This window comes from Desulfotignum balticum DSM 7044 (genome assembly GCF_000421285.1).
GTDB classification, from domain to species: Bacteria; Desulfobacterota; Desulfobacteria; order Desulfobacterales; family Desulfobacteraceae; genus Desulfotignum; species Desulfotignum balticum.
Map to the genome: position 1 here is coordinate 3,013,690 of NZ_ATWO01000001.1, position 24,542 is coordinate 3,038,231.

At 51.4% G+C, this 24,542-nt stretch carries 23 protein-coding genes; 7 read left to right on the plus strand and 16 right to left on the minus strand.

The window, feature by feature from the left end; genetic code table 11:
* Positions 1 to 2: 2 nt before the first annotated feature.
* The 13 genes from K365_RS0115045 to K365_RS0115105 form a co-directional block, all read right to left on the minus strand.
* On the minus strand, positions 3 to 521 hold the full coding sequence (locus K365_RS0115045) for a type II secretion system protein (RefSeq protein WP_024335250.1): 519 nt from the start codon (positions 519 to 521) through the stop codon (positions 3 to 5).
* Positions 522 to 1,081: 560 nt separating this feature from the next.
* A complete protein-coding gene (locus tag K365_RS0115050; protein ID WP_029725386.1) occupies positions 1,082 to 1,855 on the minus strand; it encodes a type II secretion system protein in 774 nt (257 codons plus the stop codon).
* 38 nt (positions 1,856 to 1,893) lie between these two features.
* Positions 1,894 to 3,198, minus strand: coding sequence for a hypothetical protein (locus tag K365_RS0115055; RefSeq protein ID WP_024335252.1), 1,305 nt, complete (start codon positions 3,196 to 3,198; stop codon positions 1,894 to 1,896).
* Entirely contained in the window at positions 3,195 to 3,791 is a 597-nt protein-coding gene (locus K365_RS0115060) for a prepilin-type N-terminal cleavage/methylation domain-containing protein (RefSeq protein WP_024335253.1), read from the minus strand. Before K365_RS0115060 ends, K365_RS0115055 begins: the two co-directional genes overlap by 4 nt.
* Positions 3,784 to 4,233: a type II secretion system protein gene (locus tag K365_RS0115065; protein ID WP_006968194.1), complete on the minus strand. Its 450-nt coding sequence runs from the start codon at positions 4,231 to 4,233 to the stop codon at positions 3,784 to 3,786. The genes K365_RS0115060 and K365_RS0115065 overlap by 8 nt, the downstream gene beginning before the upstream one ends.
* Positions 4,230 to 4,709 carry a pilus assembly FimT family protein gene (locus K365_RS0115070; protein ID WP_006968195.1) on the minus strand — a complete coding sequence of 160 codons (480 nt, stop codon included), beginning with the start codon at positions 4,707 to 4,709 and terminating at the stop codon, positions 4,230 to 4,232. The genes K365_RS0115065 and K365_RS0115070 overlap by 4 nt, the downstream gene beginning before the upstream one ends.
* A gap of 22 nt (positions 4,710 to 4,731) precedes the next feature.
* Entirely contained in the window at positions 4,732 to 5,148 is a 417-nt protein-coding gene (locus tag K365_RS0115075; protein WP_006968196.1) for a type IV pilin protein, read from the minus strand.
* A gap of 91 nt (positions 5,149 to 5,239) precedes the next feature.
* A complete protein-coding gene (locus K365_RS0115080) occupies positions 5,240 to 6,460 on the minus strand; it encodes a type II secretion system F family protein (RefSeq protein WP_024335254.1) in 1,221 nt (406 codons plus the stop codon).
* Between the two features lie 27 nt (positions 6,461 to 6,487).
* On the minus strand, positions 6,488 to 8,197 hold the full coding sequence (locus tag K365_RS0115085; protein WP_024335255.1) for a GspE/PulE family protein: 1,710 nt from the start codon (positions 8,195 to 8,197) through the stop codon (positions 6,488 to 6,490).
* A 6-nt stretch (positions 8,198 to 8,203) separates the two neighbouring features.
* Positions 8,204 to 9,943, minus strand: coding sequence for a type IV pilus secretin PilQ (gene pilQ / locus K365_RS0115090; protein ID WP_245569184.1), 1,740 nt, complete (start codon positions 9,941 to 9,943; stop codon positions 8,204 to 8,206).
* A 10-nt stretch (positions 9,944 to 9,953) separates the two neighbouring features.
* Entirely contained in the window at positions 9,954 to 10,442 is a 489-nt protein-coding gene (locus K365_RS0115095) for a hypothetical protein (protein WP_006968200.1), read from the minus strand.
* Positions 10,439 to 10,999: a hypothetical protein gene (locus K365_RS0115100; RefSeq protein WP_024335257.1), complete on the minus strand. Its 561-nt coding sequence runs from the start codon at positions 10,997 to 10,999 to the stop codon at positions 10,439 to 10,441. The genes K365_RS0115095 and K365_RS0115100 overlap by 4 nt, the downstream gene beginning before the upstream one ends.
* Complete coding sequence (locus K365_RS0115105) at positions 10,996 to 12,585, minus strand: hypothetical protein (RefSeq protein WP_024335258.1); 1,590 nt, start codon at positions 12,583 to 12,585, stop codon at positions 10,996 to 10,998. Before K365_RS0115105 ends, K365_RS0115100 begins: the two co-directional genes overlap by 4 nt.
* 276 nt (positions 12,586 to 12,861) lie before the next feature.
* Between K365_RS0115105 and K365_RS0115110 the strand changes: the two genes are divergently transcribed.
* From K365_RS0115110 to K365_RS0115140, 7 genes are read left to right on the plus strand one after another with little or no spacing between them, the layout of a single operon-like run.
* The gene (locus K365_RS0115110) at positions 12,862 to 13,278 is read left to right on the plus strand and encodes a PilZ domain-containing protein (protein ID WP_024335259.1); all 417 of its coding nucleotides are present in this window, start codon (positions 12,862 to 12,864) and stop codon (positions 13,276 to 13,278) included.
* A gap of 18 nt (positions 13,279 to 13,296) precedes the next feature.
* Positions 13,297 to 16,494, plus strand: coding sequence for a hybrid sensor histidine kinase/response regulator (locus K365_RS0115115; RefSeq protein WP_024335260.1), 3,198 nt, complete (start codon positions 13,297 to 13,299; stop codon positions 16,492 to 16,494).
* 29 nt (positions 16,495 to 16,523) lie between these two features.
* Positions 16,524 to 18,617, plus strand: coding sequence for a methyl-accepting chemotaxis protein (locus K365_RS0115120; protein ID WP_024335261.1), 2,094 nt, complete (start codon positions 16,524 to 16,526; stop codon positions 18,615 to 18,617).
* Between the two features lie 9 nt (positions 18,618 to 18,626).
* Positions 18,627 to 19,061, plus strand: a complete 435-nt coding sequence (locus K365_RS0115125; RefSeq protein ID WP_024335262.1) for a chemotaxis protein CheW — start codon at positions 18,627 to 18,629, stop codon at positions 19,059 to 19,061.
* A complete protein-coding gene (locus K365_RS0115130) occupies positions 19,058 to 20,197 on the plus strand; it encodes a protein-glutamate methylesterase/protein-glutamine glutaminase (protein WP_024335263.1) in 1,140 nt (379 codons plus the stop codon). The genes K365_RS0115125 and K365_RS0115130 overlap by 4 nt, the downstream gene beginning before the upstream one ends.
* Before the next feature lie 56 nt (positions 20,198 to 20,253).
* The gene (locus K365_RS0115135; protein WP_024335264.1) at positions 20,254 to 21,126 is read left to right on the plus strand and encodes a CheR family methyltransferase; all 873 of its coding nucleotides are present in this window, start codon (positions 20,254 to 20,256) and stop codon (positions 21,124 to 21,126) included.
* Positions 21,123 to 22,532, plus strand: a complete 1,410-nt coding sequence (locus K365_RS0115140; RefSeq protein WP_084489855.1) for a response regulator — start codon at positions 21,123 to 21,125, stop codon at positions 22,530 to 22,532. The genes K365_RS0115135 and K365_RS0115140 overlap by 4 nt, the downstream gene beginning before the upstream one ends.
* A 45-nt stretch (positions 22,533 to 22,577) precedes the next feature.
* Here the strand turns inward: K365_RS0115140 and K365_RS0115145 are convergent, their stop codons facing one another.
* From K365_RS0115145 to K365_RS0115155, 3 genes are all read right to left on the minus strand, one after another.
* A complete protein-coding gene (locus K365_RS0115145) occupies positions 22,578 to 23,030 on the minus strand; it encodes a hypothetical protein (RefSeq protein WP_006968210.1) in 453 nt (150 codons plus the stop codon).
* Positions 23,031 to 23,552: an adenine phosphoribosyltransferase gene (locus tag K365_RS0115150; RefSeq protein WP_006968211.1), complete on the minus strand. Its 522-nt coding sequence runs from the start codon at positions 23,550 to 23,552 to the stop codon at positions 23,031 to 23,033.
* 124 nt (positions 23,553 to 23,676) lie between these two features.
* Entirely contained in the window at positions 23,677 to 24,504 is an 828-nt protein-coding gene (locus K365_RS0115155; protein WP_024335266.1) for an SAM hydrolase/SAM-dependent halogenase family protein, read from the minus strand.
* Positions 24,505 to 24,542 lie beyond the last annotated feature (38 nt).

The window sequence follows — 24,542 nt, forward strand, 5'->3', positions numbered from 1 at the left end:
GATCAATCATTTTGATTCCAGGGATTACCTTTTCCATGAGGGTCTCCCTGTCCGGGAAAATCTTCTGGACGACCACCACCCTGAGAGGTTCCCTCATCATCACCGGTTTGGGTATCCTGGTCTGAATCTGAAGTGTTATCATCCTTTTTTTCCCAAAACCCCTCAGTTTCCGCAGTTGAAGCAGTTCTTTGCACATTGACGTCAATGGATCCGAACGTGATGGTGCCTCCGGTCGTGGAAGGACCGGCCGACCAGATGAATTTGGCGCCGATGTTTTCCGGATTCACCCGATTGAAAACGACACTGTCATCATGATCTTCTTTGGATTCAAAATGCGTGGCCCAGATCAGATATTCCCGGTGATTGAGATCTTTGATCACATTGTCCACCATCTTGCGCCGGATACGATCCTGGATATTGAAAAAATCGGGCAGGGCCACAGCCGAAAGAATGCCGATGATGACCAGCACGGAAATGATTTCCACAAAGGTGAAGCCGTGTTCCCGATTTTGTTTTTTCATGCTGCAGGCCTTTTCATCATCCAGTAGATGTCAACTTTCATTCTCATGTTTGTTATACCGGGTCCCGGGCGGTCAATTCTTCCAGGTTTTTTCTGAAGTCATCGATGTCTTTGGTACGTGAAACCCAAAATAACCTTTTCAGTGATTTTATTCAAGATTGTATTTGAACCAATGATACAATCGGTATTTACGCCTTTTGCCACAAATAGCAAAAGGCGTAAATACCGATTTATCGAAGGATTTTTCCGTCCCGCAGGTGGCGCAGAAGCACGGCTGGCCTGAATCTCTGGTCTGGTCACAGGCGTTGGTAAATGCAAATGATTTTGACCGGTTCAAGGCACCTCACCGCTGGACCCGGAAGCCAAACGCTTAGGTGTTGCGCGTCAATCAATTATCAAAATATGGCTTGCGGAGCGATTGCAGAAAACCGCGTCTGTTTGAGAAAGATGCTGCCGGGTATATTCCTCTGATACAGGCATTGATGGGACTTAATCTGGCATTTTTCCTGCTGTAAAGCCGGCACCGCCCGACATTGCCATTCATCGTGCCTGTTTTTCCTGTTATGGCACATCTTTGACAACCGCCAGCGTTGAGATGTCGATTTCATTGTCGTCGTTGATACTGTGATAATACCATTTGCCATCTTCCATGGAATACCACAGGCTCCAGTTGTAACTGGATTTCAGAACCCGGTCTTCACCGTTCGTCCCGGTCACATGAAACTCAAATCCTTCTGCGGGTGTTGCTTTTATCCGGTTTCCACCTGTCGCGTAATACACGCCGTCCACAGGAGTGTTCCAATCATCGGGGTCCAGACCCACGTCGGTAAAGGCATAGTCCCCCCAGCTTCTGGGATAGTAGCCGTTTTCATCATAATACTGCTGCACCCGGGTGATCATGGACCCGGCTGTTTCATTGAAAGTCGTTATATCGTCACGGCTCACCCGTTCCCAGATGCCTGCCGCATCCTTGTCTGACGGGGTCCGAACCACGTCCACCAGAACCCGGCCGAACCGGATGGTACCGCCGGCCTGGCCCGGTCCTGCGGTCCAGGTGAACTTGGCCCCGATATTTTCCGCATGGACTCCATCAAAAATGATCGTATCATCATGCGTGCTGTCAGATGCCATATGCATACTCCAGATAATCTGCTCCCGGTGATTGAGGTCACTGATCACATTATCCACCATCTTGTGCCGGATCCGCTCCTGGATATTGAAAAAATCGGGCAGCGCTACCGTTGAGAGAATGCCTACGATGACCAGCACGGAGATGATTTCCACCAGCGTGAATCCGCTTATCTGGGAATGTTTCATGGCCGGCTTGTCTTTCATCACCGATACTTCCATCCAGCTGCAATTGTCATGCTTTCTTATTCAACACTCATGGGAATATCTTCAGGGTTGTCATCAAAAAAGTCTTCAATACTTTTAAACGTGACAGTTGTTCCGCCACTGGTAACGTTAAAACCGTCTCTGGCTATGACGGTACCTGTAAAAAACCCTCCGTTAAATGTCACTTTCCCATATGGAGCGAACAGTACACCTGTCAATCCGCTGCCCCCCAGACCAGTAATGGAAATATCCCCTTTACTGACGATAACCACATCCTCTGCCGCTGGGCGCCAGCTGTTCGAAACATAGCTGTCTGCAAAAATTTTCAAATCATCAACCAGGATTCCCGACGAGGCATATCCTTTGTCGGCATACCATTCATCGGATCGTGGCTCTGGAATCCCATAATCCGGCATTGCAATGCCTTTTATGTAACCAGGGGCATCTTCGATATTGTCAACCTTTATTACTTTGTCAAGAATTGAGGTATCATAATTATTAGGATGAGATAAGCTGCCTGTATAATAAATCCGTGATTCGTCGGCGAGCCATGGTGTCCACCCCAGTTTCACATCGCCATTGTCTCCATTATCGCCCTCCACATAAACGTTGCCATAAATCCGGGCATCCTTGAGCTGAAAATCACCTTTCACATAAACATCCCCGTAAATATTCCTTGCGCCTTCCCACAAATCAAGATCACCGTTTATGAATATAATTCCGGGTTCACTGCTTGATCCAAGGCTGGCACTCCCGGAGTTTAGTTTCACATCGTCACCGAAAAAAATATTGGATACACTGATCTCTGCCCCCCTGTTAAGATCCGGAGTCTTCAATCCTTCCTGAATCACGATGGTAGCGCCGGGGCCTTCAACAATATCGCCTGAAAATTCCAGGTTGCTTCCATAGAGAAAGGCGTCTTTAATTAAGTCCAGAAAATTGTCCCCCCCATTGTTCCCAGCGATAGAAAAATTGCTGGTGCTTTCTCTTTTTGCCAAAGGCGAAGCTTGACTTCCAACCCAGCCTGTAGCAGTCACTTTACAATCGTTCCCAACTAATATCGCTTCTTTTATTAAAAAATCTGCTTGGACTAATTTTTCATCATTCGTTTTTTCTTGGTTTAGTTTAACCTTTTCGCAATCCGTCCCCTCGTTCGTGATAGTGTATTGCGCCCACTCCAAGCCACTCTCCGCCGCATACAACGCCTGGACAGACAGGCTGTGATTCGCCCCGGTCCTCGCCCCGGAACTGACCATAGCAGCCAAACCCGCACCAATGGCAGCGATGATTGTGATACCGGTTATGACAATAACCAATACACTGCCTTTTTCCGAAAAAATCACTTTTTCCCCCCACCTTGGTTTCCTCCACCTTGGTTTCCTCCACCTTGGTTTCCTCCACCTTGGTTTCCTCCACCTTGGTTTCCTCCACCTTGGTTTCCTCCTGCCGCTGAAATCATTCGTGGAAACGAAGAAGCTGATAATTCAAAGGTTCTTTCACCGCTCATCTCTACAACCAATGTCAAAGTAATGAACTGATAGCCAAGCGTATCGATTTTATTATCAAACTTGCTTTGACTATCATCCAGATGCTTAGCCAAGACCTGACCATCCAAAAGCAGATTTCCCGTGACAATTTCATAAATCACATCAGATCCGTCATTTTCAAGAGTCATCTTCTTCTGATTATTATTGACAGTTACACTATCAGCTCCACGCACATCCCGGACAAACCGTTCCAAGGCCATGACTGCCTGACCCTCGCGATGGCTGAGTTCCCGGCCCTCTAAAAGATTGGAAAATATATGCCCCACAAAGGGAACAACCATAAGAGCAGCTATTCCCAAGAGGACCATAACCAGAACCATCTCAATGAGCGTGAAACCACGCTTTCTCTTAACGGACGAAAATGGTCTATATTGCTTGAGATCAGTCATATTTATATAAATTCATATAATAATCAGTGCCTTCAACGGTTACTTTAACCTTACAATATTTAAATATTTCACTACTTTGACACCCATTGATTTCAGTGTTATCCTCTTTTACTCCTTTAAAGATAACAGATACAGCATTATCACAAACATCATCCAACTCTGTATTGCCAGAATTACATGGATCTGGACCACATTGTAGATCATTTACACCATCACAATCCTCGGGAAATCCAATCTGACTTTTTCTTTTTTCAGCCAGAATCAATTCCATCCGCTGCTGGGCCAATTGTGCGTTTCTTGCATTGATTCCTTTACCGATACGCTCGAAAGATATGAAACTCACCCCTGCCATGGCAACGGCTACACCCACAATCACCATGGCTGCGATCAATTCAATCATGGTAAATCCCTGTCGGGTCGATATCACTGTTTTACCCCTCATTGGATCTCCACATATCCGGTTTCACTATACACATTAATGATGATGGAATTATCGCCGCGTTGAAGTGTTATGGTCGTCGGGTCTGAAGCAGCATTCACCATCTTGCCTTTCGGGTATTTAAACGTGATGCTGACATCCTGGGTAATCGTCGTGCCTTCCTCGATTTTCCAATCTTCTCTGGCTCCGTCTGCGAACCAGAGTTTATCCGTTTTCCCTTCATTATCTAATTTCCAGCCAGTGTCAGTAGTTACGACTGTCACTTCACCATCATAATCACCACCTTCATCCGGGGCCCGGGTCATGGCCAGAGACTGGGCATAACGCAAATCCGCTACCAGACGATCGGCATCGCCATAAGCAGAAATCCCGGTACCTCCCATGCGTTTCACCGCCAAAACAGACAAAATCGCAATGATCACAAGAACCGCAGCAATTTCGATCAGGGTAAATCCGCTATGACAGCGCAGTACTTTCAAAACGATCAGTCTCCTCCAAGGCTTATGGCAGTTCCCAAGTGTTATCTATCTCATCAGACTGACTGTAATCCACGTCTTTGATTTTCGTTACAGTGATCGTTGCTATCGTCCCATTGTGACCGCTCAAGGTTACCGTGTAATTATCCATCTGTGGTACTTCACCTGAACCGGCCGGTAACCCTGAGTCATCTATCCCGGCAATATCACCTATCGTATCGGGTTCTGATTTTTCTTCCAAAAGATACTTGGCATAGGCAAGTGACAACCGGGATTTAACTTCCGCAATAGCGGCCTCGGCTGCCTTTTCCCGTGATCGATCCATAGTGGCCTTGTAACTGGGAACCGCGATGGCAGCCAGGATTCCGATGATCACCACCACTGACAGGACTTCGATCAGGGTGAACCCTTTCGGGGTTTTTAAAACAGCAGTCGGCTGCATTCTTTGTTTCCTTTTATGGTGTGTTCGTGTGACATACATTCTAATACCGGAGGGTGGAATAATCAAGCCGGCAGATGGGCGAACCACCGGGTCAGACAATGTTAGCCATCTCCCACATGGGTTTGAAAATGGCCAGGATGAAAAATCCCACCATGGCGGACATGGCCACCATGAGCAAAGGGCCTAAGGCTTCGGCCAGGCGTTTGGTGGCATATTCCACCTCGGCATCGTAATGATCGGATATTTCTTTGAGCATGCCGTCCAGGTTACCGGATTCCTCACCTATGGCCACCATGCTGACCACCATGGGGGGAAAATATCTGGCCCGTTTCAACGGGCCTGAAATGCCCCGTCCTTCTTCCAGCTGACTCCTGATTTTTTTGAATTCCACGGCAATGGCTGCATTGTCAATGGTGTCTGTCAACACCCGCAAAGATTCCAGAACACCGACACCGCTGGCCTGAAGAATGGAAAAAATACTGGAAAACCGGGACATGGCGGATTTGACCAGCAGCTGTCCGATCAACGGCAGGCCCATGAGCAGCCGGTCTTTCATGAGGCGCCCGGTATCGGTCCGGACATAATAAAATCCCGCCACCACCAGGACTCCGGCAGTCAGTAGCATATATCCCCCGAACTGGGATAAAAACGTGTACATCATCATGCAGATCCGGGTGGGCAGAGGAATTTCCACACCGCCCTGCTCAAAGATATCCACAAACCGGGGCACCACAAAGGTCAGCAGCACCAGAAACGCCCCGCCCAGCACGGCCAGGACAAACATGGGATACCGCAGCGCTCCCTGGATATCGTTTTTCACCTTTTCTTCATGGGTGATCACATAGATCAGCCGGTCCATGATCTCGGGCAGGGCACCGGACTCCTCTCCGGCCCGGATCATGGCACAGTACAGGCGGGGAAAAATCCGCGGATGGTCGGAAAACGCCTGAAACAGGGACCGGCCTTCCCTGATATTCTCCACCATCTTAGCAATGGCCTTGCGCAGATGGGGGTTTTCGGTCTGCTCGAACAGGATCTGAAACACCTGGACAATGGAAACACCGGCCTGCACCATGGTCTTGAACTGTTTGGTGAACAGGATCAGGTCTTTGGTCTTGACCAGCCGGCCCGGCAGAGGCAGGTTGTTCAAAAACCCCATGATATCGGACCTGCCTGATTTCTTTTTCGCTGTCTGGGGAATCAGGCCCCGGGCCGCCACAAGCCCTAACGCCGCATCCCGGGAGTCTGCCTCGATCTCTCCGGAAACCGGTTGGCCGTTCTCGTCAATCGCCTTGAACTGATACAATGCCATGCTGTTTATCCTGCCTGCACAACCGGTTTATTTCACCTGAAGGGCGGACATGGCCTCCTCCGGGGTGGTGATCCGGTCCATGACTTTCCGGGCCGCATCTTCTTTCAGGGTCCGGAGCTGGCCGGCTTCATGGGCCAGCCGGCTGATCTCCTTGGCGGTTTTTCCGCTCAGAATCATGTCCCGGACCGCATCATCGATATACAATATTTCGTACAGCCCCACCCGGCCCCGGTATCCGGTATCCAGGCAGTGGCTGCATCCTTTGGCTTTCATGAACCGGATGCTGTCCTTCGGGGGGATTCCCCAGTATTCAAGCAATTCAGGCGGCGGGATCACCTGTTCACCGCAATGGGTGCACACCCGCCGGACCAGGCGCTGGGCAATGATCACCAGCATGACCGAAGAAACCAGAAACGGGGCCACACCCATTTCAATGAACCGGGTCACAGCCCCTGCCGCATCATTGGTGTGCACGGTTGAAAAAACCATATGCCCGGTCAAAGCCGCCTGCACCGCCACATTGGCGGTTTCGGTATCCCGGATCTCCCCCACCATGATCACGTCCGGGTCCTGGCGCAGAATGGACCGCAACCCCGAGGCAAATGTCATGCCGGCCCGCCGGTTCAGCTGGGCCTGGCGGATATGTTCCATCCGGTATTCCACGGGATCCTCCAGGGTGATGATGTGGGTGTCCGGTGAATTGATCTCCTTGAGCATGGCAAACAGGCTGGTGCTTTTCCCGCTGCCCGTGGGGCCGGTGCACAGAATCATGCCATAGGGCATCTTGATCATTTTTTTGATCCCTGCGATGTCATCGGCTGAATACCCCAGCTGATCCAGGGTATGAATGCCGGAACTGGTGTCCAGAAGACGAAGCACCACGTTTTCGCCATAAATGGTGGGAATGGTGGACACCCGGACATTAACCTCCTTTTGATGGACCTTGATGGTCATGCGCCCGTCCTGGGGAATCCGGGAGATGGAAATATCCAGATTGGCCATGATCTTGATGCGGGACACCATGGGCAGAAACATTTTTTTGGGTGGGTTGGGGATCTTGTGCAGTTTTCCGTCTACCCGGAACCGGATCTCGATGTAGGTTTTCTCAGGGCTCAGATGAATGTCCGTGGCACCTTCCCGGACCGCCTGGGTCAGAATGGAGTTCACCAGTTTGATGACCGGTGCGTCCTCGGCCATGTGCTGAAGGTCGGTTTCGGTCAGAGATTCGGAACCCTCGTCATCATCGGGTTCCGAATCCATCTCGGAGATATCCTGCACCTGCTGCATGACCCCGTCTTTACCGGCATATGCACCATAGATGGCAGACATCAGATAATTGAAATTCTGCTCTGTGCAGATAACCGTCTCCACTTCCATGTCAGTCATCACTTCAATATAATCCACCGTGATGATATTCAATGGGTCCGTCATGGCGATGGTGATCACACCGTCGCTTTTTTTCACGGGCACGGCTTTGAATTTGGCGGCATTGTCCACATCCATGATTTGGGCCAGATCCGGAGAAATGTCATATTCCCCGGCTTCAAATTTTCTGAGATTCATCTGGGAAGCCACCGCATCCACAATGATGTTTTCAGACACGATCCCTTTCAGTGCCAGATATTCCCCGAGTTTGAGTCCGGTTTCTTTGAATTGGGACAACGCGGTCTTCAGCTGGTCCTGGGTGATGACCCCTTCATCCAGCAGAATTTCTCCCAGTCTTTTTCGAACGGCCACGTCTTTTTATCCTTTTTTTGCCGGCGCAATTATTTGATTGTCCAGAATATGCGGGGTGATGAAAATCAGAAGTTCTTCTTTTTCATTTTCATTGTTTGTGCTTTTGAACAACCACCCGAGCCCCGGCATTTCCTTGAGCCCGGGGACCCCCTGTTCGCTGTCGCTTTTCTTTTCCTTGTTCAGCCCGGCAATCACCGTGGTCTGTCCGTCCATCAGCATGACCGATGTCTCTGCGTTCTTGGTGATAATGGTGGGATTCCCGTTGACCGATGCAGTGAAATCCAGTTCATCCTTGTTGGTCAGAATATCCAGGCGCACTGCCTGGCCATCGATGATATGGGGGGTGACTTCCAGTTTGATGACCGCTTCTTTCCATTCGATATTGACGGTTTGGTCTGATCCCGTGCCTTCAACCGTCTGGTAGGGGACTTCCTTGCCGCTTCGGATGATGGCTTTCTGATGGTTCTGGGTGGTGATGGAGGGTTTGGACAAAATATTGAGCACCCCTTGCTCCTGCAGGGCCATCAGCTGGGCGTACAATACAAAACTGCCCATTTTCTGGGCCATGACGCCCAGGTTCATCCCGGTTTCCGCCACCATGGGCAGGTTGACCACATTGCCGTCCGCAGGATTGAGAAACGTGCCATCCTGAAGTTGCTGTCCAAACGGAGAGATATCTCCGCCCACGGAAATCTGCTTGTCGGAACTGGTTTTGAAATTGCCCAGCCCGCCCCACTGAATGCCTAAGGCTTTGCCGGTATTGGATTCCACCTCGACAATGTGGGCTTCGATCAATACCTGTTTTGACGGCTGGTCCAATTGTTGGATGATGGGCATCAACTGATCGATATCTGATTGAGACGCATGAATGATCAGGGCATTGGATGTGGCATCCATCATGATGCTGCCCTTTTCTCCGGGACGGATCTGGGCGTCGGCTTCTGATGCGGCATTACCAATGGGCAACATGGCCGACGATATATCCAGGGAAGCGGTTTTTTCGTTCCGGGCGACTGCCAGGTACTGGTTCAGGTTCTGATGAAGCGATTCCAGATTGGCATAGCGGATGGTCACAATTTTTGTAATCAGGGGTTCCTGCCGCCGCTTCTGGTATGCCAGCTGCGATCGTGCCAGTTCCTGCCGGATTTTGGCATTTTCATAATCGTTTCTGGCCTCCAGCAATGACTGCCTTTTTTTGAAATCCGCCGCACTGAACACCTGCAGGATATCTCCGGTCCATTCATAGGCCAGCCCATAGGCATCCAGAAGACCCAAAAACACCTGATTCCATGGAGATCCTTTTACCACCAGCTGGGTCTGTCCGGTGATACCGTCATTGATCATCATGTTCAGATCCGCAATTTTTGCCAGGGTTCGCAGCAAAACCGGCACGGACACATCATTCATATTCATGGTCACCGGCAGGTCGGGCAGCTTGCGAATCTGTGCCGGAACCGGCCCTGATGGGTCATCAGGCGATGACAGATCATGGACCACAACCGGTTGAAGGCCGGCAGGTCCAGGCGGTATCGGATCTTTGGCTGCGGACGAATCCAAAGATCCGGACGTGTCCGGCGGGGTTGCGGCCGCATCATAAGTTGTTTTTGCCAGCTGGTGCCATTTTTCCATGGGATCGGCCGGGGTCTGATCCGATGTTTTGGCAGCAGTACACCCGCCCAGAATCAATCCCAGACAAAATATCCACAAGAAAGCCGGATATTTCAGATGTGATTTCCCTGGTCTCATCAGCCCTGTTTCAGTCCCCGTTGAAAAATATTTCACCTGTATTCTGATCCTTTTGTATAACCACCTTGTCAGGTGTGATGCGGGTGATCCGGTATCCGGTATCCATAATAATGTCGCCGGTAAAATACTCCATTCCATTGACAATGGCCATGGCATGTTTGCCCGACGAAATAAAACCGGAATACACCAGATTCGGCAGAACAGACATGGCTTCCTCTGATTCTCCGTTCGATTGTCCGGCTTGCAGCCCGGGCGGGACAAACGGATCCCGCACCCATGGGGTTTCAATTTTTTCGATCATCGCTTTTTTGTGCGGGTGTTCTATTTCCATATTCATGATCTTTGCCATCATTTTATCAACGGTTTCAGCCGATGATCCGCTTTTTTGTGTCACTGACCCGGGAGACGGTTTTTCCGGAGAAAAAACAAACCACTCCAGCCCGCCATAAACAAGCGCTGCCAGGGCCATGAACAATATAATTTTTTCCCGTGTGCTCATGATGTCTGCGCTTCCAGCCACAACCGGATATCGATGGTGTAGTATCTGGTTCCGGCATCGTCTGTATAAATATGCAGCCCGTCCATGGCATTGAAGCTGTCCAGGGCCATGACATCCACCAGATATGCCCTGAATTTGTTCCACCCGCCTTGGAGCTGAACCGTCATGGCAATGGACCGGGACTGGTCGGTTACGCCGTTGATATGAACGGTATGCCCCAGGATATCCAGTTGATGGGACCCGGCAATTCGGGTCAGCTGCCGGGTCACGGCAATCAGGTTTGTCCGGGGCAGACTGACGGTTTCCGGCAGCGGCAGGTGTGTGTCAAACGGCGTTTGGGTCATCTGCCGGGCTCTGGCATAGGTGGCCGCCATTTGTCTTTTATTTTCCAGAACCTCCTTTTTTTCATCAATAGCCTGCCGGGTTTGAGAATATGCCTGATACGAAGGATATACCATAAAACCGGCATACAGCACGCACCCCAGTACAAAAATCCCGCCCAGGATCACGGCGGGGACCGGTATTTTTTCCCAGAAATCAGGGCCCTTTGATTTCAAAATGCCTCCAGCGTCGCTGAGAACAGGAGTTGATCCTGAGCGTTTTTCACTTGGGTCCGCTCTTTTGTCACCTGAATGTTACCAAACACCGGAGAGGCAGACAATGATAAAATATAATGGGCCAGTTCCGCCTCCAGCGTCAGGCCCGGGCCGGTAATTTGGCCCTGGATCCGGATGGTCCGGACTTCCTCTTTTTGGGCCCCTGTTTTTCCATAGGCCAGCGACGTCAGGCGGATATGGGGCGGAGTGATCCGGCATAAATCATATATCACGCCTAAGGGCCGATACCGGTCGATATAAACATCTGCGTGATTGATCTTTTTTTTGGATGCATCCACAATCTCATCGATATCCACGGGTGTGATATCTTTGCCGACCCGGGTCAATTCCCGGTCCAGCTGGCCCAGCAATGCCAGGTCTTTTTTGTGCACCGTGAAAAAAAACAAATTCATTGCCACCAGGGCAGCCAGAATCATCCCGCCTGCCAGACACACGGTGGTGGTGATGCGTTTCCGGCGTATCTGCTTTTGTTTGTCCTGATGGGTATGAATAAAATTCGGGGTCCGATCTCGACCGGATAGCGCGAGACCCCATGCAACCAGGACAGCACTGTGTTCATCCTTTTTTTCAGGCAATGCCGGCAACGCCGCCGGCATGTCCCGGGTCAGCGGTTCAAACAATCTCACGCCGCCCGGAATCATGTTTTGCGCCAGATCCATGAACGGTGCGAACATATCGACTTCACCCAGAAAATAATAATGGGTGATGGGGGTGTTGCCGGTATAATGCTGGGCACAGTAATCGCCGGTACGAATAATTTTGCTGACCAGACGTTCGGACACTTCCTGCACCTGGGGGGAAACAGACGGCGGAACTTTGGGCTCATCACCCGGCAGAAAAAGCCGGGCCATCTCCGGATTTTCGTCCAGTTCTTCCATCAGGTTCAGGGCACCGGTTCTAAGGCTCCGGACCAGCAACACCCCTGCCCGGGAAAAACAATAAATATCAGACGTATCCTGGGAAATATGAATCACTGCGAAATAAGGCACATCCAGATCCACTTTTCGGGTGCGGACAAAATTCTGCAAAGCAAACGGAATGGCAGTAATACCGCATAAAGGGTATCCGGCCCGGTCAAACATTTTTTTCAACGACTGAATCCGGTTTTTACCCGCACTGAAAACAATCAGGTTCTTTTTTTTGACCCCGTCCACCACCTCATCTTCCAGGACCTCGAAATCAAAAATGTCGGTTGTTTCATCAAAATCGGTTTCCCGTTTCAACCCCCAGAATGCCGCATTGCTGACTTTTTCCATGGGCATATCCGGTATGACGATATGTTTGATTTTCAGCATCGATGGTTCGATAACACACCAGACGTCCACTTTTTTGGCCTGGCCGGTAAATCGGGAAAGGCTTTGTTCAAGAATCTTTACCCACTGGTCCGAATCAGGATCCAGATCGTCAGGCAGGGGGACACATACCCAGTTGATCAGGCTCTGGGGCGCATTTTTTCCGGAAACCCCGGTCATCACCAAGGTCAGCATCCGGGAAGAAAAAAAAACCCCCACCTGCAACTGTTTCATGTTTTTTATTTCTGCAGGACAAGTGATTGTAACATCCTGGAGAATGTCGGATCTATTCATATTCGGATGGGATTCCCTGCAGTTTGACTGTCTGTGTGTGTATTTCCTGCTTTGTTCCATTTATCAATAGCTATTTGCGCATTTGATGTCAACAAAAATGTCTGTTGACACGTCCCTTGCAACTTACAGGTTGACTTATTCTGCACGTCATATAAAAATGCCATAACCCTTGACGAATGTTTGCCGAACAAATTTATATGGTTTCAGGAGCCGGTAATGGACAAACTACAGTTAATCAAAGAAATTTTGAACACAGATGCCCAGACCGACAATAAAATATTTCAATTGATTCAGGCTGCAAAAGTGTGTGGACCGGACAGTGAAAAAGTGATTCAGATCGATGAACGGGAAAATACCCGCAAACCGGTATCGCTGCGGGTGAACATCAACACGGGCAAAGAACGGATCATGGCCACGGTTGAAGACGTCTCCCTGGGCGGCGCATTTATCAACACACACAAAAAAATCCCGCGGGGGGAACAGCTGGCGGTTCGTCTGATCAGTTCCGCAGGTGAAGAATTCGACTTCATCTCTGAAGTGGTCCGGGTGGAAGAATCAGGGGTCGGCATTCTGATCAAAAGTATCAGTCCGTTTCAGGAAGAGCGGTTCCGCCAGTTTATCAAGCAATTGTAGAACCGTCTCTCATCGATAATGAATTCCAAAGACGATCACATCAAAAAAGCATTTGCCGAAGAATCTTTAGAGCATTTGTCTTCCATTGAAGAGGACCTGATCCGCATTGAAAAAGGAGACACGGGTCCTGACCGGGAACGGGTCAACAAAGTATTTCGTGCCGTTCATTCCATCAAAGGCGGCTCCGGCTTTCTGGGCATCCGGAATATCACCCGGCTGGCCCATGCCATGGAAACGGTTCTTGGACTGATCCGGGAAGGCACGCTTGATCCCAATGCCGAGGTGACCCATTTTCTGCTGAAAGCATCAGATGCATTGACCCACATGATCCAGTATCTGGATCACAGTGACAAAATTGATATTTCCGAAACAGTCACCGCGCTGGAAAACATCAGCGCGGGATCCCGAAAAAATACCGACATCCCTTCCCCGGAACCGGATCCGAACCCGGATGCCTTTGCTGACGCTGCATTGGATTCAGATCCCGGGATACAACCGGACACGGAAACACCCCATGACGATGACCCGATCATCATTTCCGCCCGGGACGGCTCTTCCGTGTTTGTTTTGGAAAAATCGGATTGCCGCCGGCTGGAAAATGAAAACAAGCTTGTTTTTTTTGTGGAGATTCCCCTTGAAACCATTGATGTCCCTGGGGAAAAATATCTGGAAATCCTCTCATCCAAAACAAAAGCATATGGGACGATGCTTGTGTACGGGATCGAAAAAAAATATGTCCCGCTGGCCGGCACGGATGTGTCCGGTCCTTATATTTTATTGCTGTTTGCCTCGGTGCTGGCCAAAGAAGAGATCCTTATCGTATTCGAGCTTGATGACCGATTGATTCATACCCTGAACAAAACCAGCGGTCTGTTGCCGACAAACACCCGGGAGGACACACCGGCTGAGGCGCCTGTGCCGGATACTTGCCTTCCGGAAACAGCGATGCCTGACCCAGATCCTGTGGAAACAGATACCTGCTTCGAAAAAAAAGCCCCCAAAAGGCTTCAGCGACATGACCGGCTGATCCAACCCCCTGTTCGGGTGGACCTGACACTGCTGGACAATCTCATGACTCTGGCCGGAGAAATGGTCCTGAGCAGAAACCAGCTGCTGCAAGCCATTGCCACCCAGGACCCCCAGGCCATCCAGCGGGTGGGACAGCGGATCAACCACGTCACCTCAGAGCTTCAGGAAACCGTGATGCTCACCCGCATGCAGCCCATGGGGAAAATTTTTGACCGGTTTCCCAGGCTGGTGAGGGATCTTTCCACGGCTTTGGGGAAAAAAATTCATCTGGTCATCAAAGGCCGGCGGGTCGAACTGGACAAAAATCTGCTGGAAGCAGTGACCGACCCGCTGCTTCACCTGGTGCGAAACAGTATCGATCATGGCATCGAGCCCCCGGATATCCGTGAAAACCAGGGCAAAGCCCCGGTGGGAAAAGTGGTTCTCAAAGCCAGCCAGGGGGCAGGAAAAATTTTTATTGAAATCATCGATGACGGCCGGGGAATGGACCCGGACAAACTGGCAAAACGGGCGGTCGCTTTGGGCCTGATCACGCAGAATCAGGTCCGGAACATGGATGAGAAGGCAAAATGCGCTCTTATTTTCATGCCCGGATTTTCCACCTCCCAGGTGGTAAATGACCTGTCAGGCCGGGGCGTCGGCATGGATGTGGTTAAAAGCAATATTGAATCCATCGGCGGGAAAGTCACAATTGAATCCCAGCCCGGACGCGGGTCCCGGTTTTTGATTGAGGTGCCTCTGACACTGGCCATTATCCCCAGCCAGATCATTCAGACGGAAGCCCAGCGTTTTGCCATCCCCCAGGCAAATCTGGAAGAACTGGTTCGGATCCCACCGGGCCGGGTGGCGGAAAAAATCGAATTCATCAGCGGCGCCCCCGTTATCCGGCTGCGGGAAGAGCTGCTGCCGCTGGTCCGACTGTCGGATATCCTTCAGCTGCCCCGCACCTATATCTGTCCTGACGACGATGTATTGAAAACCGACCGGCGGCATCACATTGCCGACCGCCGATCCTCTGAAACCGGAACAGAATCTGCCGAAAACCGGGACCGCAGAACCATGCCCGGGAAAGACCGGCGATTTCATGCATCCAGTGCGCTGAATATCGCCGTGGTTTCCACCGGTTCTTTAACCTATGGGCTGATTGTGGATGAACTCCAGGATGCGGAAGAAATTGTGGTAAAGCCTTTGGGCCGGCATCTCAAATCATGCGGTGCCTACGCCGGGGCCACCATCATGGGAGACGGCCGGGTGGCTTTGATCCTGGATATTTCCTCTTTGGCTGAAACCGCTGAACTCATGCCGGTCAAACCATCTGAAACCTCTTATGAAAAAACAGACCCATGTGTTACTGAAAAAAAAGAGGTGCGTTCATATCTCACCTTCCGGGGCGCCCCGGAGGAACGATTCGCCATTCCTCTGGACCGGGTGATCCATATAGAAAAAATACCGGCCCGGCACCTGGAAACCATGGGCAATATGACCGTTGTCCAGACCCGGAACACCACCCTGACTTTGTGTGCCATAGATGACGTGGCAGACATTCGCCCCGTGCCCATGGAAGAGATCATGGTGGTGGTGGTGTGCGATCTGGGGGATCGAACCATGGGGCTGCGTGTGACCGGACCTGTGGATGCCCTGGAAACCAGTGAGATTCTGGACAGACAAACCCTGTCCCAGCCCGGCATTTCAGGATCACTGACTTTGGACGGGCACACGGTCATGGTGGTGGACCCGGACCAGGTGGCCCGAAAACGATACCCCCAATGGTACAAAGACACCCCGGTGCAGGTGGAATCCAGTGATTCGGTGAACAAAAAAACCATTCTCATTGCTGAAGACTCCGCGTTTTTCAGAAACCTGATCAAAACCCGGATCGAAGCGGAGGGGTTTCATGTGATCGCTGCCCAAGACGGACAGATCGCCCTGGATCTTATTAAAACACATGTGAAAGACCTGTCTCTGGTCATCACAGACCTGGAAATGCCCCATATGGACGGATTCACCCTGACCCGGACCATCAAGAGCGACCCGGATCTGGCCCATCTGCCGGTCATCTCCCTGTCCACCCTGGCAGATGACTCGGATCTCGAAAAAGGACAGGCCGCCGGTGTCGATGATTACCAGATCAAACTGGATCAGGAAAAACTGCTAAAAAGCATTCACACACATATTTTGGATATATAAATTTTGAATTTATCAGGAGGGATGAGTAAATGAATATTAAGAACTGGCGTTTGAAATCAAAATTCATTGCTGCACTGCTGGCGGTGGGCATCATTCCTTTTGCCATACTCGGAGGGGTTTCCCACTGGATGACCATTGACGGATTGACCCGCCAGACCTTTGAAAAATATATGGCGATCCGGGATTTGAAAAAACACGAAATGGCCCAGTTTTATGCGGACCGGGAAAACGATGTGGCGATCCTGGCCCAGACCCCTTATGTCAGGGAGGCCCTGGAATCCCTCTCTTTTTCCTTTAACACGGAAGGCGGGGTAAACAGTGGACGGTTCGTCGGGCAAACACAAGGTCAGTACCAGGCCCCTGTCAATTACCGGCATCTCCATGACCCGTTTTTTCCGCAATTCGCTTTTCACATGGCCCAGCAAGGCTATCATGACATTTTTCTGCTGGATGCCAAAAAAGGGAATATTGTTTTTTCCGTGTCCAAGGAACCGGATTTCGGTACCCGGGTGACCACGACCAGTTCCCAGCTCCAGCATGCGTGGCAGGCCGCATCCAAAGGCCGGGTCCTGGTTTCCGATATGGCACCCTATGCACCGTCAGGAAATATGCCGGCCCAGTTTGTGGCGGCACCGGTCAAGAAAAACGGGGATATCATCGGGGTGGTTGCCATCCAGTTGTCCATCGATACGATCACAAAAATTCTGTCCGCAGACAGCGGCATGGGGAAATCCGGAGAACTTTTTCTGGTGGGCCAGGACATGCGGATGCGTTCCGATTCCATTCTGGATCCTGAAAACCGTTCTGTGGCGGCTTCATTTGCACAAGGCGATAAAGGCAAGGTGGACACACCCGCGGTTCAGGCTGCGTTAAAGGGTGACACCGGAGAAATGATGACCACCGATTATAACGGCACTCCGGTGATGTCCGTGTTCACTCCCTTTGAAATCGGCGACACATCCTGGGCCATCATCACCCAGATTCACAAATCCGAAGCCCTGGCCCCGGCAATTGTCTTACAGCGAACCATGGGCATCATCGCCATATGCTGCATCCTGGTCATCATTGTCCTGGCATATTATTTATCCCGGACCATGACCCGACCCATTGTCCAGGGAAGCTGGTTTGCGGAAAAACTGGCAGAAGGGGACTTCACCCATACACTGCAAATCAAACGAAAAGATGAGATCGGTCTGCTGGCAGACTCTCTGAACACCATGGCCATGAAACTCAGGGCCATGTTCAAGGATTTGGCTGAAGGCACGGTGACCCTGGCGGGATCATCCACTGAATTGTCCACCATCTCAACCCAGATGAAGTCCGGTGCGGAACAAACCGCTCAACGGTCCAATACCGTGGCATCCGCCGCGGAACAGATGAGCACCAACATGACTTCCATGGCCGGTGCCACGGAAAATGCATCCGCCAACCTGAACACAGTGGCGGCGGCCGCAGAGGAAATGACCGCCACCATCAGTGAAATCGCTGAAAGCGCCGACCGGGCCAGACATATCACCCATGACGCAGTGGACCAGGCCACCCAGGCATCTGACACGGTGAACCAGCTGGGGACAGCGGCCCGGGATATCGGCAAGGTGACCGAATCCATCACGGAAATATCCGAACAGACCAACCTTCTGGCGTTGAATGCCACCATCGAGGCAGCCCGGGCCGGGGAAGCCGGCAAAGGATTCGCCGTGGTGGCCAATGAAATCAAGGAACTGGCCAAACAGGCGGCCACAGCCAGTGCAGAGATTAAAAATAAAATTGCAGGTATTCAGCAGTCCACGGATGGCACCGTTAACCGGATCAGTCAGATCACCGGTGTCATCAACCAGGTGGATGAGATTGTGTCCACCATTGCCGCCGCCGTGGAAGAACAGTCCGTCACCACCCGGGAAATCGCAGGCAATGTCAGCCAGGCGGCCCGGAACATGACCGACATTACTGAAAATGTGACTCAGAGTTCGACCGCAGCCACGGAAATCGCCAGAGATATCGCTCTGGTTTCCAATTCTGCAGTTGAAATTACCGACAGCAGCACCCAGATCAATGAAAGTATCGCTTCGTTGAGCGAATTGGCTGAAAACATCAAAGTCAGAACCGACCGATGCAAATTTTAACGGATAGACATGGCTGAGGAAATCAACAGGATCGTCACATTTTTTGCCGGAGAATCCCTGTGTGGTATCGATATCCTGGAGACCCAGGAAATTATCAAGACCACGCAGATGACGCCCGTGCCACTGGCACCGGACACGATCAGCGGCATTATCAACCTGAGAGGCAGCATTGTCACGGTGATTGACCTGAACCGCCGGCTGGGACTTTCTGAAGAAAGCGGTTTCACCGACCCTGTTTCCCACAGGATCATTATCGTCAGAATTCAGGAGGAATCCATCGGGCTGGTGGTAAACGCCATCGGGGACGTGATTGACATCGCTCCCGGGGATCTGGCCCCTCCCCCCGGCAATATTCAGGGAATTCAAGGCCGGTGCTTCAAGTCGGTGCTGCGGCATGAACAGGGACTGATCGGCATACTCGATGTGACCACGGTGCTTGAATGACCCTTTCACAGAAAAATCTTCGCATACTGGTGGTGGATGATTCCATTGTATTCCGGATGATGATATCGGACGTCATCGGCAATATCCCGGGCATGGAAGTCGTGGGAACGGCCCGGGACGGCCATTCCGCTCTGGCCAGGGTGACGTCGCTGAAACCGGATCTGATGACCCTGGACATTGAAATGCCGGGCATGGACGGAATGGAAGTGCTGACCCGGCTCAAATCACAATCCCCCCGGGTGGGTGTCATCATGCTCAGTTCGGATGCCGGCCGGGGCGGCCGGCGTATCATCACCAGCCTGGAGGCCGGCGCATTCGACTTTGTTCTCAAACCCTCGGAAAAAAATGTCACAGAAAACAAACGCAAACTGGAAAAAGACCTGGCACCTTTGTTACGCTCGTTTTCCAGAAGAATGGAAATCCGTTCCATCCTCAACAGCCATCGCACAGACGTTTCTTTGGATCGATCCGTTTTGCCCCCCATCACCGAAACAAAGACACCTGACCCCATCGTTCCGGCCTTTACCGCCGATTTTCCACGAAATTCATCCGACGTGATCGCCATCGGCGTTTCCACCGGCGGTCCGGCCGCACTGGCGCGACTCATTCCGGCCCTGCCCGGGAATCTGACCGTGCCGATCCTCATTGTCCAGCACATGCCCCCCGGATTTACCCGGGCTTTGGCCGAAAGTCTGGACCGGCAATCCAAAGTGCCGGTTGTGGAGGCTCAAGACGGGGACATACTGGTTCCGGGCAAAGTGTTTATCGCCCCCGGCGGAAGTCATATGAAAATCGTTTCAGCAGGAAACAGGACCAAACAAATGATCCGCATCACCCAGGATCCTCCGGAAAACGGGTGCCGGCCGTCTGCCGACTATTTATTCCGGTCGGTGGCCCATCATTTCAAAGACCGGGCCACCGGGGTCATCATGACCGGTATGGGACAGGATGGTGACAAAGGCCTGGCTTTGATGAAAGAGCACCGGGCCGTGATCATTGCCCAGGATGAAGCCACCAGCATTGTGTTCGGCATGGCAAAACAACCGGTGGCTTCCGGAATTGTGGATATCGTGGCCCCCCTGGACAACCTGGCCCGGGAAATCATGAAAACCGTCAGACCCACTTTTGGGATGTGATCCATGACACCCTGCAGTGACCGGCCTTTGCTGAAACCGAATCGTTTAAACACCCCATGCTGAAGATACGCCCTTCAGAATGTGAGCTTCTGGCGGATTACATCCGGGAAATATCCGGTATGGACATCCTTCCTTCCAAAACGTATCTGTTTGAGACCCGATTAGGGAAAATGGCGGATACACTCGGATTTCCATCCTATACGGCATTGTATGAACAGGCCAGAGCAGACAAAACCCATGCCCTGGCCCAGCAGATCATTGATGCCATCACCACCAATGAAACATTGTTTTTCAGGGATGAAAAAGCGTTTGATCTCCTCAAATACAAAATTTTACCGGACGTGATCGACCATCGAGCCGGATATCTGAAAAAAGGACTACCCATTCCCATCCGCATCTGGAGTGCGGCCTGCGCCACGGGCCAGGAAATATACAGTGTCGCCATGGTACTCAAAGACCTTCTCCCGTGCATGAATGCATATCGCATCTATTTACTGGGGACAGATATATCTGCCAAAGCACTGGCCAAAGCCAGCGCCGGTTATTTCAGCAGTTTCGAAATCACCCGGGGCTTGCCTGTGGACAAACGGGACCGGTATTTCACCCCATTGGAAAATCAATGGAAAATCAATGATGAGATCCGGGCCATGGTTTCTTTCCGAAAAATGAATCTGTTTCATTCTTTTGCCGGAATGGGCAAATTTGACTTGATCCTGATGAGAAATGTTGCGATATATTTTAATATGGAAATGAGAAAACGATTGTTTGAAAAAACAGTGGCGGTTCTGGAACCGGATGGATATCTGCTGTTGGGTGCCAGTGAGTCTCTTACCGGCATATGTACCGATCTGGAACCCGGACGTCACCTGAAAACCATTTTTTATCAACCCAAATCCCGCACAATAAATAACCAACCCGAAAGAACATGATGACTGAAACGAAAAACCATCCCCCCAATTCATCATCCACCTTTCTTCAGGTCCTGGTGGTGGACGACAGCGCAGCAATGCGAATGGCCATCAGGGAAGAACTGGAACCCGGCGGTTATGAAATCATCGAGGCGGCCAACGGACTGGACGCCCTGGTTTCCGCCTGCACGGACCGGCCACCGGACCTGATCACCCTGGATGTGGAAATGCCCGGGCTTAACGGATGGGAAACCTGCAAAAAACTGCGAAGTCCCCATTATGCCGACCGGATTTCACGACATCGGAACAGCCGGATACCGGTCATTTTTGTCACCGGCCAGAATACGATGTCGGAACGGAAAAAAGGATTTTCCGCAGGCGCGGCGGATTTTATCACCAAGCCCTTTGCTGAAGGAGAACTGCTGGAAACAGTGGACCGCATTTTAAAACCCGTGGCCCTGTCCCAGGGTATGACCGCCCTGGTGGTGGAAGACAATGTGGTGGCCAGACAGATTGTGGCGGATATTTTGATCCAGGAAGGGCTCCAGGTGATTGAAGCCAAAGATGGTCAGGAAGGATATGCACTTTTCAGCAGTCACGCGGATGACATCAATGTGGTGATCACAGACCTGTTCATGCCCAACATGAACGGTGATGCCCTTTCAAAAAAAATCCGCAAAGAACTGAACCGGTCCGATCTGCCCATTATCTGCCTGACCGCCACACCGGATCAATCAGAGTTGTTGAATGTTTTCAATGCCGGGGTATCCGACTATCTGGTCAAACCGTTTGCCAAAGAAGAACTGCTGGCCCGCATCACCGTTCATCTGGAACGGTACCGGTTGAGCCGGCAGCTCAAGGAAAAGATCAACGACCTGAAAATTTCCAATGAAAAAATCAGAAAACTGTCCATCACTGATCCGTTGACCGGATGCTACAACCGGAATTACCTGTCCCGGCAGCTGGCCAAAGAGATCACGCGAACGCAACGGTATCAGACCCCCATCTCTTTAGTACTCACGGATATCGATTTTTTCAAAAAAGTCAACGACACCTTTGGTCACAGTGCCGGAGACACCGTGCTCGTTGAATTTGTCAACACCATACACCGTGTGATCCGAAAAGACCTGGACTGGGTGACCCGGTATGGGGGAGAAGAATTTGTCATTGTCCTGCCGGAAACCGCATATGATCAGGCATGCCAATGTACCGAGCGGCTGCGAAAAAAAATAGCCGACACCCCGGTTACCCATGATGAGGTGCCCATTTCCATCACTGCCAGTTTCGGGGTCACCTGCCTGGACCCGGCCCAGATCACGGATGATTTTTCCACGGATCGACTGATCGACACCGCAGATCATTTCCTGTATCAGGCCAAGGAAAACGGAAGAAACCGGGTGGAAGGAAGCCCGTTCAAACCGGCCTGATGCGGTTTAAGCGAACCGGGCCGGAACCTGCAGGCGAACAATCGGTCAATTTAGAATCAGCCCCTCATCCTCGTTGGGATCATAGGGACTGAAAATTTCCAGCATCCCGGAATCCGGATCGATCCGCACCGGGGTATGATGATAAAAGGAAAACCACACACCGATCCGCCTGCCGGCCGGATCCAGGATATCGGCCGCCCGCATGAAGCGGGCATTCGGATGAATATCACTTAAATTATAGATCTTTTTGTATACGTCATCCATGGTGTCTATCCTGAACCAGAGCCGGTCATTGAACGGGTATGTGTCATCGATTCCCACCACGGCATATGGCAGCCCGGACCGGCCGCAGTAATAATACTGAAGATCGGACGGCAGGGTCTGCTGCTGATATTGATCCCGGGACACGGGGCTGGACACCAGTTTTCCATAGGATGCGGCACAGGCACTCATTATGGCGGCACAAGCCAGCAACACCAGGATACGTGACCGCATCATTTAATCTCCTTCAAACTCGACCATGGCAAAGACCGGGCATCCGTCAATCTGGTCCCGTCCCTTGAGATCAGGCAGTTCCACCACAAACGCACACTCCAAAAGATCCGCTCCCAGATTTTTCACCAGTTTGACTGCGGCACCCACCGTGCCGCCCGTGGCAATCAGATCGTCCACGATCACCACTTTTTCTCCGGGGGATATGGCATCCTCATGGATCTCCAGGGTGTCGGTGCCGTATTCCAGCGCATAGGTTTCCTGGATGGTGCTGCCGGGCAACTTGCCTTTTTTTCTGACCGGCACAAATCCAATGCCCAGTTTATAGGCCACCACCCCGCCGAAGACAAACCCTCTGGCATCGATGCCCACAATTTTATCAATGCCTTTGTCTTTATAGCGGTCGTACAGCAAATCACACGCATATGCAAACGATTTCGGGTTCTGCATCAAGGTGGTGAGATCCCTGAAAACAACCCCTTCAATGGGCCAGTCCGGAATACTGCGAATGGTTTCCTTTAAATTCATTTTTCTTGTTTTTTTCCTCCGTGGCATAAACCGGTTCAATTTTATTGCAAATGCCGGAAACATACCATTTTCAGGCACGGGACACAATAGTTTGTCGACCAGACAGACCCGCCTGTTTTACACATTACAGGCCGCCATCATCGTTTTTTTCTCCCCTGGCTGTCAGGACCACGGGATCATTTTTTTTCACATGGAGCCGGGATGCTGCATCCCCGTTTTTAACGGCAATTTCCATAAATCCGGCAGAATCGGTCATCACAAAGGGGATTTTTTCCGGGGCCGCTGCATATGAATGGTAATGTCCGGTGATATCTGCTTGATTCACCCGCATGCAGAATCCTTTATCCGCAAACCGCCTGAACTGCTCCCGGGTCAGGTTCAGACCGATATTGCCGAAGGTATCGATATGACGGACTGTCAGAATCATTCCGCCAGCTATGGGCTTTGGCTCTGGAAAGGCAAATGGGGTCAGACAAGACACCTGCGGGCCGAACGCCCCGGGATCAATACCGGCGGACAGATGGGCCGCCACCGGCCCAAAGATGTCCCGGCCGTGGAATGTGGTGCTTACCTGGGGAAGAAAATACCGGGACCGGGTCAGGTGAATGATCCGGCGGATCTTGTTTCTGCCGGCCGCCGGCCACAGCACCCCGTTGTCCGGGCCCACCAGAAAATAATCCGTGGTTTCCACCAGCACGGCCCGCCGGGAGGATCCCACACCCGGATCCACCACTGCACAGAAAATCGAGCCCTTTGGAAAATATTCCAGGGAAATGTCCAGCAGGTGGGCCCCATGCCCGATATCCTGGGGTGCCACTTCATGACACAGGTCCACAATCCGGGCTTTTGGATGGATGGACAGAATCACGCCCTTGAGAATTCCCACAAACGCATCAATATGACCGAAATCCGTCAACAGGACGATGGGCCGGCTATCTGTCGGGTGCGGCATGCGCTTCTCCACAGGTACTGGTTGGTTTTCAGAAAGGA

What these genes read in the sequence shown, in the direction of transcription:
- K365_RS0115080 (WP_024335254.1), bottom strand. Translation starts at nt 6,460, where the DNA reads ATGGCATTGTATCAGTTCAAGGCGATTGACGAGAACGGCCAACCGGTT.
- K365_RS0115130 (WP_024335263.1), top strand. Translation starts at nt 19,058, where the DNA reads ATGACCCTTTCACAGAAAAATCTTCGCATACTGGTGGTGGATGATTCC.
- K365_RS0115060 (WP_024335253.1), bottom strand. Translation starts at nt 3,791, where the DNA reads ATGACTGATCTCAAGCAATATAGACCATTTTCGTCCGTTAAGAGAAAG.
- K365_RS0115140 (WP_084489855.1), top strand. Translation starts at nt 21,123, where the DNA reads ATGATGACTGAAACGAAAAACCATCCCCCCAATTCATCATCCACCTTT.
- K365_RS0115075 (WP_006968196.1), bottom strand. Translation starts at nt 5,148, where the DNA reads ATGCAGCCGACTGCTGTTTTAAAAACCCCGAAAGGGTTCACCCTGATC.
- K365_RS0115065 (WP_006968194.1), bottom strand. Translation starts at nt 4,233, where the DNA reads ATGAGGGGTAAAACAGTGATATCGACCCGACAGGGATTTACCATGATT.
- pilQ (WP_245569184.1), bottom strand. Translation starts at nt 9,943, where the DNA reads ATGAGACCAGGGAAATCACATCTGAAATATCCGGCTTTCTTGTGGATA.
- K365_RS0115095 (WP_006968200.1), bottom strand. Translation starts at nt 10,442, where the DNA reads ATGAGCACACGGGAAAAAATTATATTGTTCATGGCCCTGGCAGCGCTT.
- K365_RS0115135 (WP_024335264.1), top strand. Translation starts at nt 20,254, where the DNA reads ATGCTGAAGATACGCCCTTCAGAATGTGAGCTTCTGGCGGATTACATC.
- K365_RS0115150 (WP_006968211.1), bottom strand. Translation starts at nt 23,552, where the DNA reads ATGAATTTAAAGGAAACCATTCGCAGTATTCCGGACTGGCCCATTGAA.
- K365_RS0115115 (WP_024335260.1), top strand. Translation starts at nt 13,297, where the DNA reads ATGAATTCCAAAGACGATCACATCAAAAAAGCATTTGCCGAAGAATCT.
- K365_RS0115155 (WP_024335266.1), bottom strand. Translation starts at nt 24,504, where the DNA reads ATGCCGCACCCGACAGATAGCCGGCCCATCGTCCTGTTGACGGATTTC.
- K365_RS0115110 (WP_024335259.1), top strand. Translation starts at nt 12,862, where the DNA reads ATGGACAAACTACAGTTAATCAAAGAAATTTTGAACACAGATGCCCAG.
- K365_RS0115105 (WP_024335258.1), bottom strand. Translation starts at nt 12,585, where the DNA reads ATGAAACAGTTGCAGGTGGGGGTTTTTTTTTCTTCCCGGATGCTGACC.
- K365_RS0115125 (WP_024335262.1), top strand. Translation starts at nt 18,627, where the DNA reads ATGGCTGAGGAAATCAACAGGATCGTCACATTTTTTGCCGGAGAATCC.
- K365_RS0115120 (WP_024335261.1), top strand. Translation starts at nt 16,524, where the DNA reads ATGAATATTAAGAACTGGCGTTTGAAATCAAAATTCATTGCTGCACTG.
- K365_RS0115050 (WP_029725386.1), bottom strand. Translation starts at nt 1,855, where the DNA reads ATGAAAGACAAGCCGGCCATGAAACATTCCCAGATAAGCGGATTCACG.
- K365_RS0115145 (WP_006968210.1), bottom strand. Translation starts at nt 23,030, where the DNA reads ATGATGCGGTCACGTATCCTGGTGTTGCTGGCTTGTGCCGCCATAATG.
- K365_RS0115045 (WP_024335250.1), bottom strand. Translation starts at nt 521, where the DNA reads ATGAAAAAACAAAATCGGGAACACGGCTTCACCTTTGTGGAAATCATT.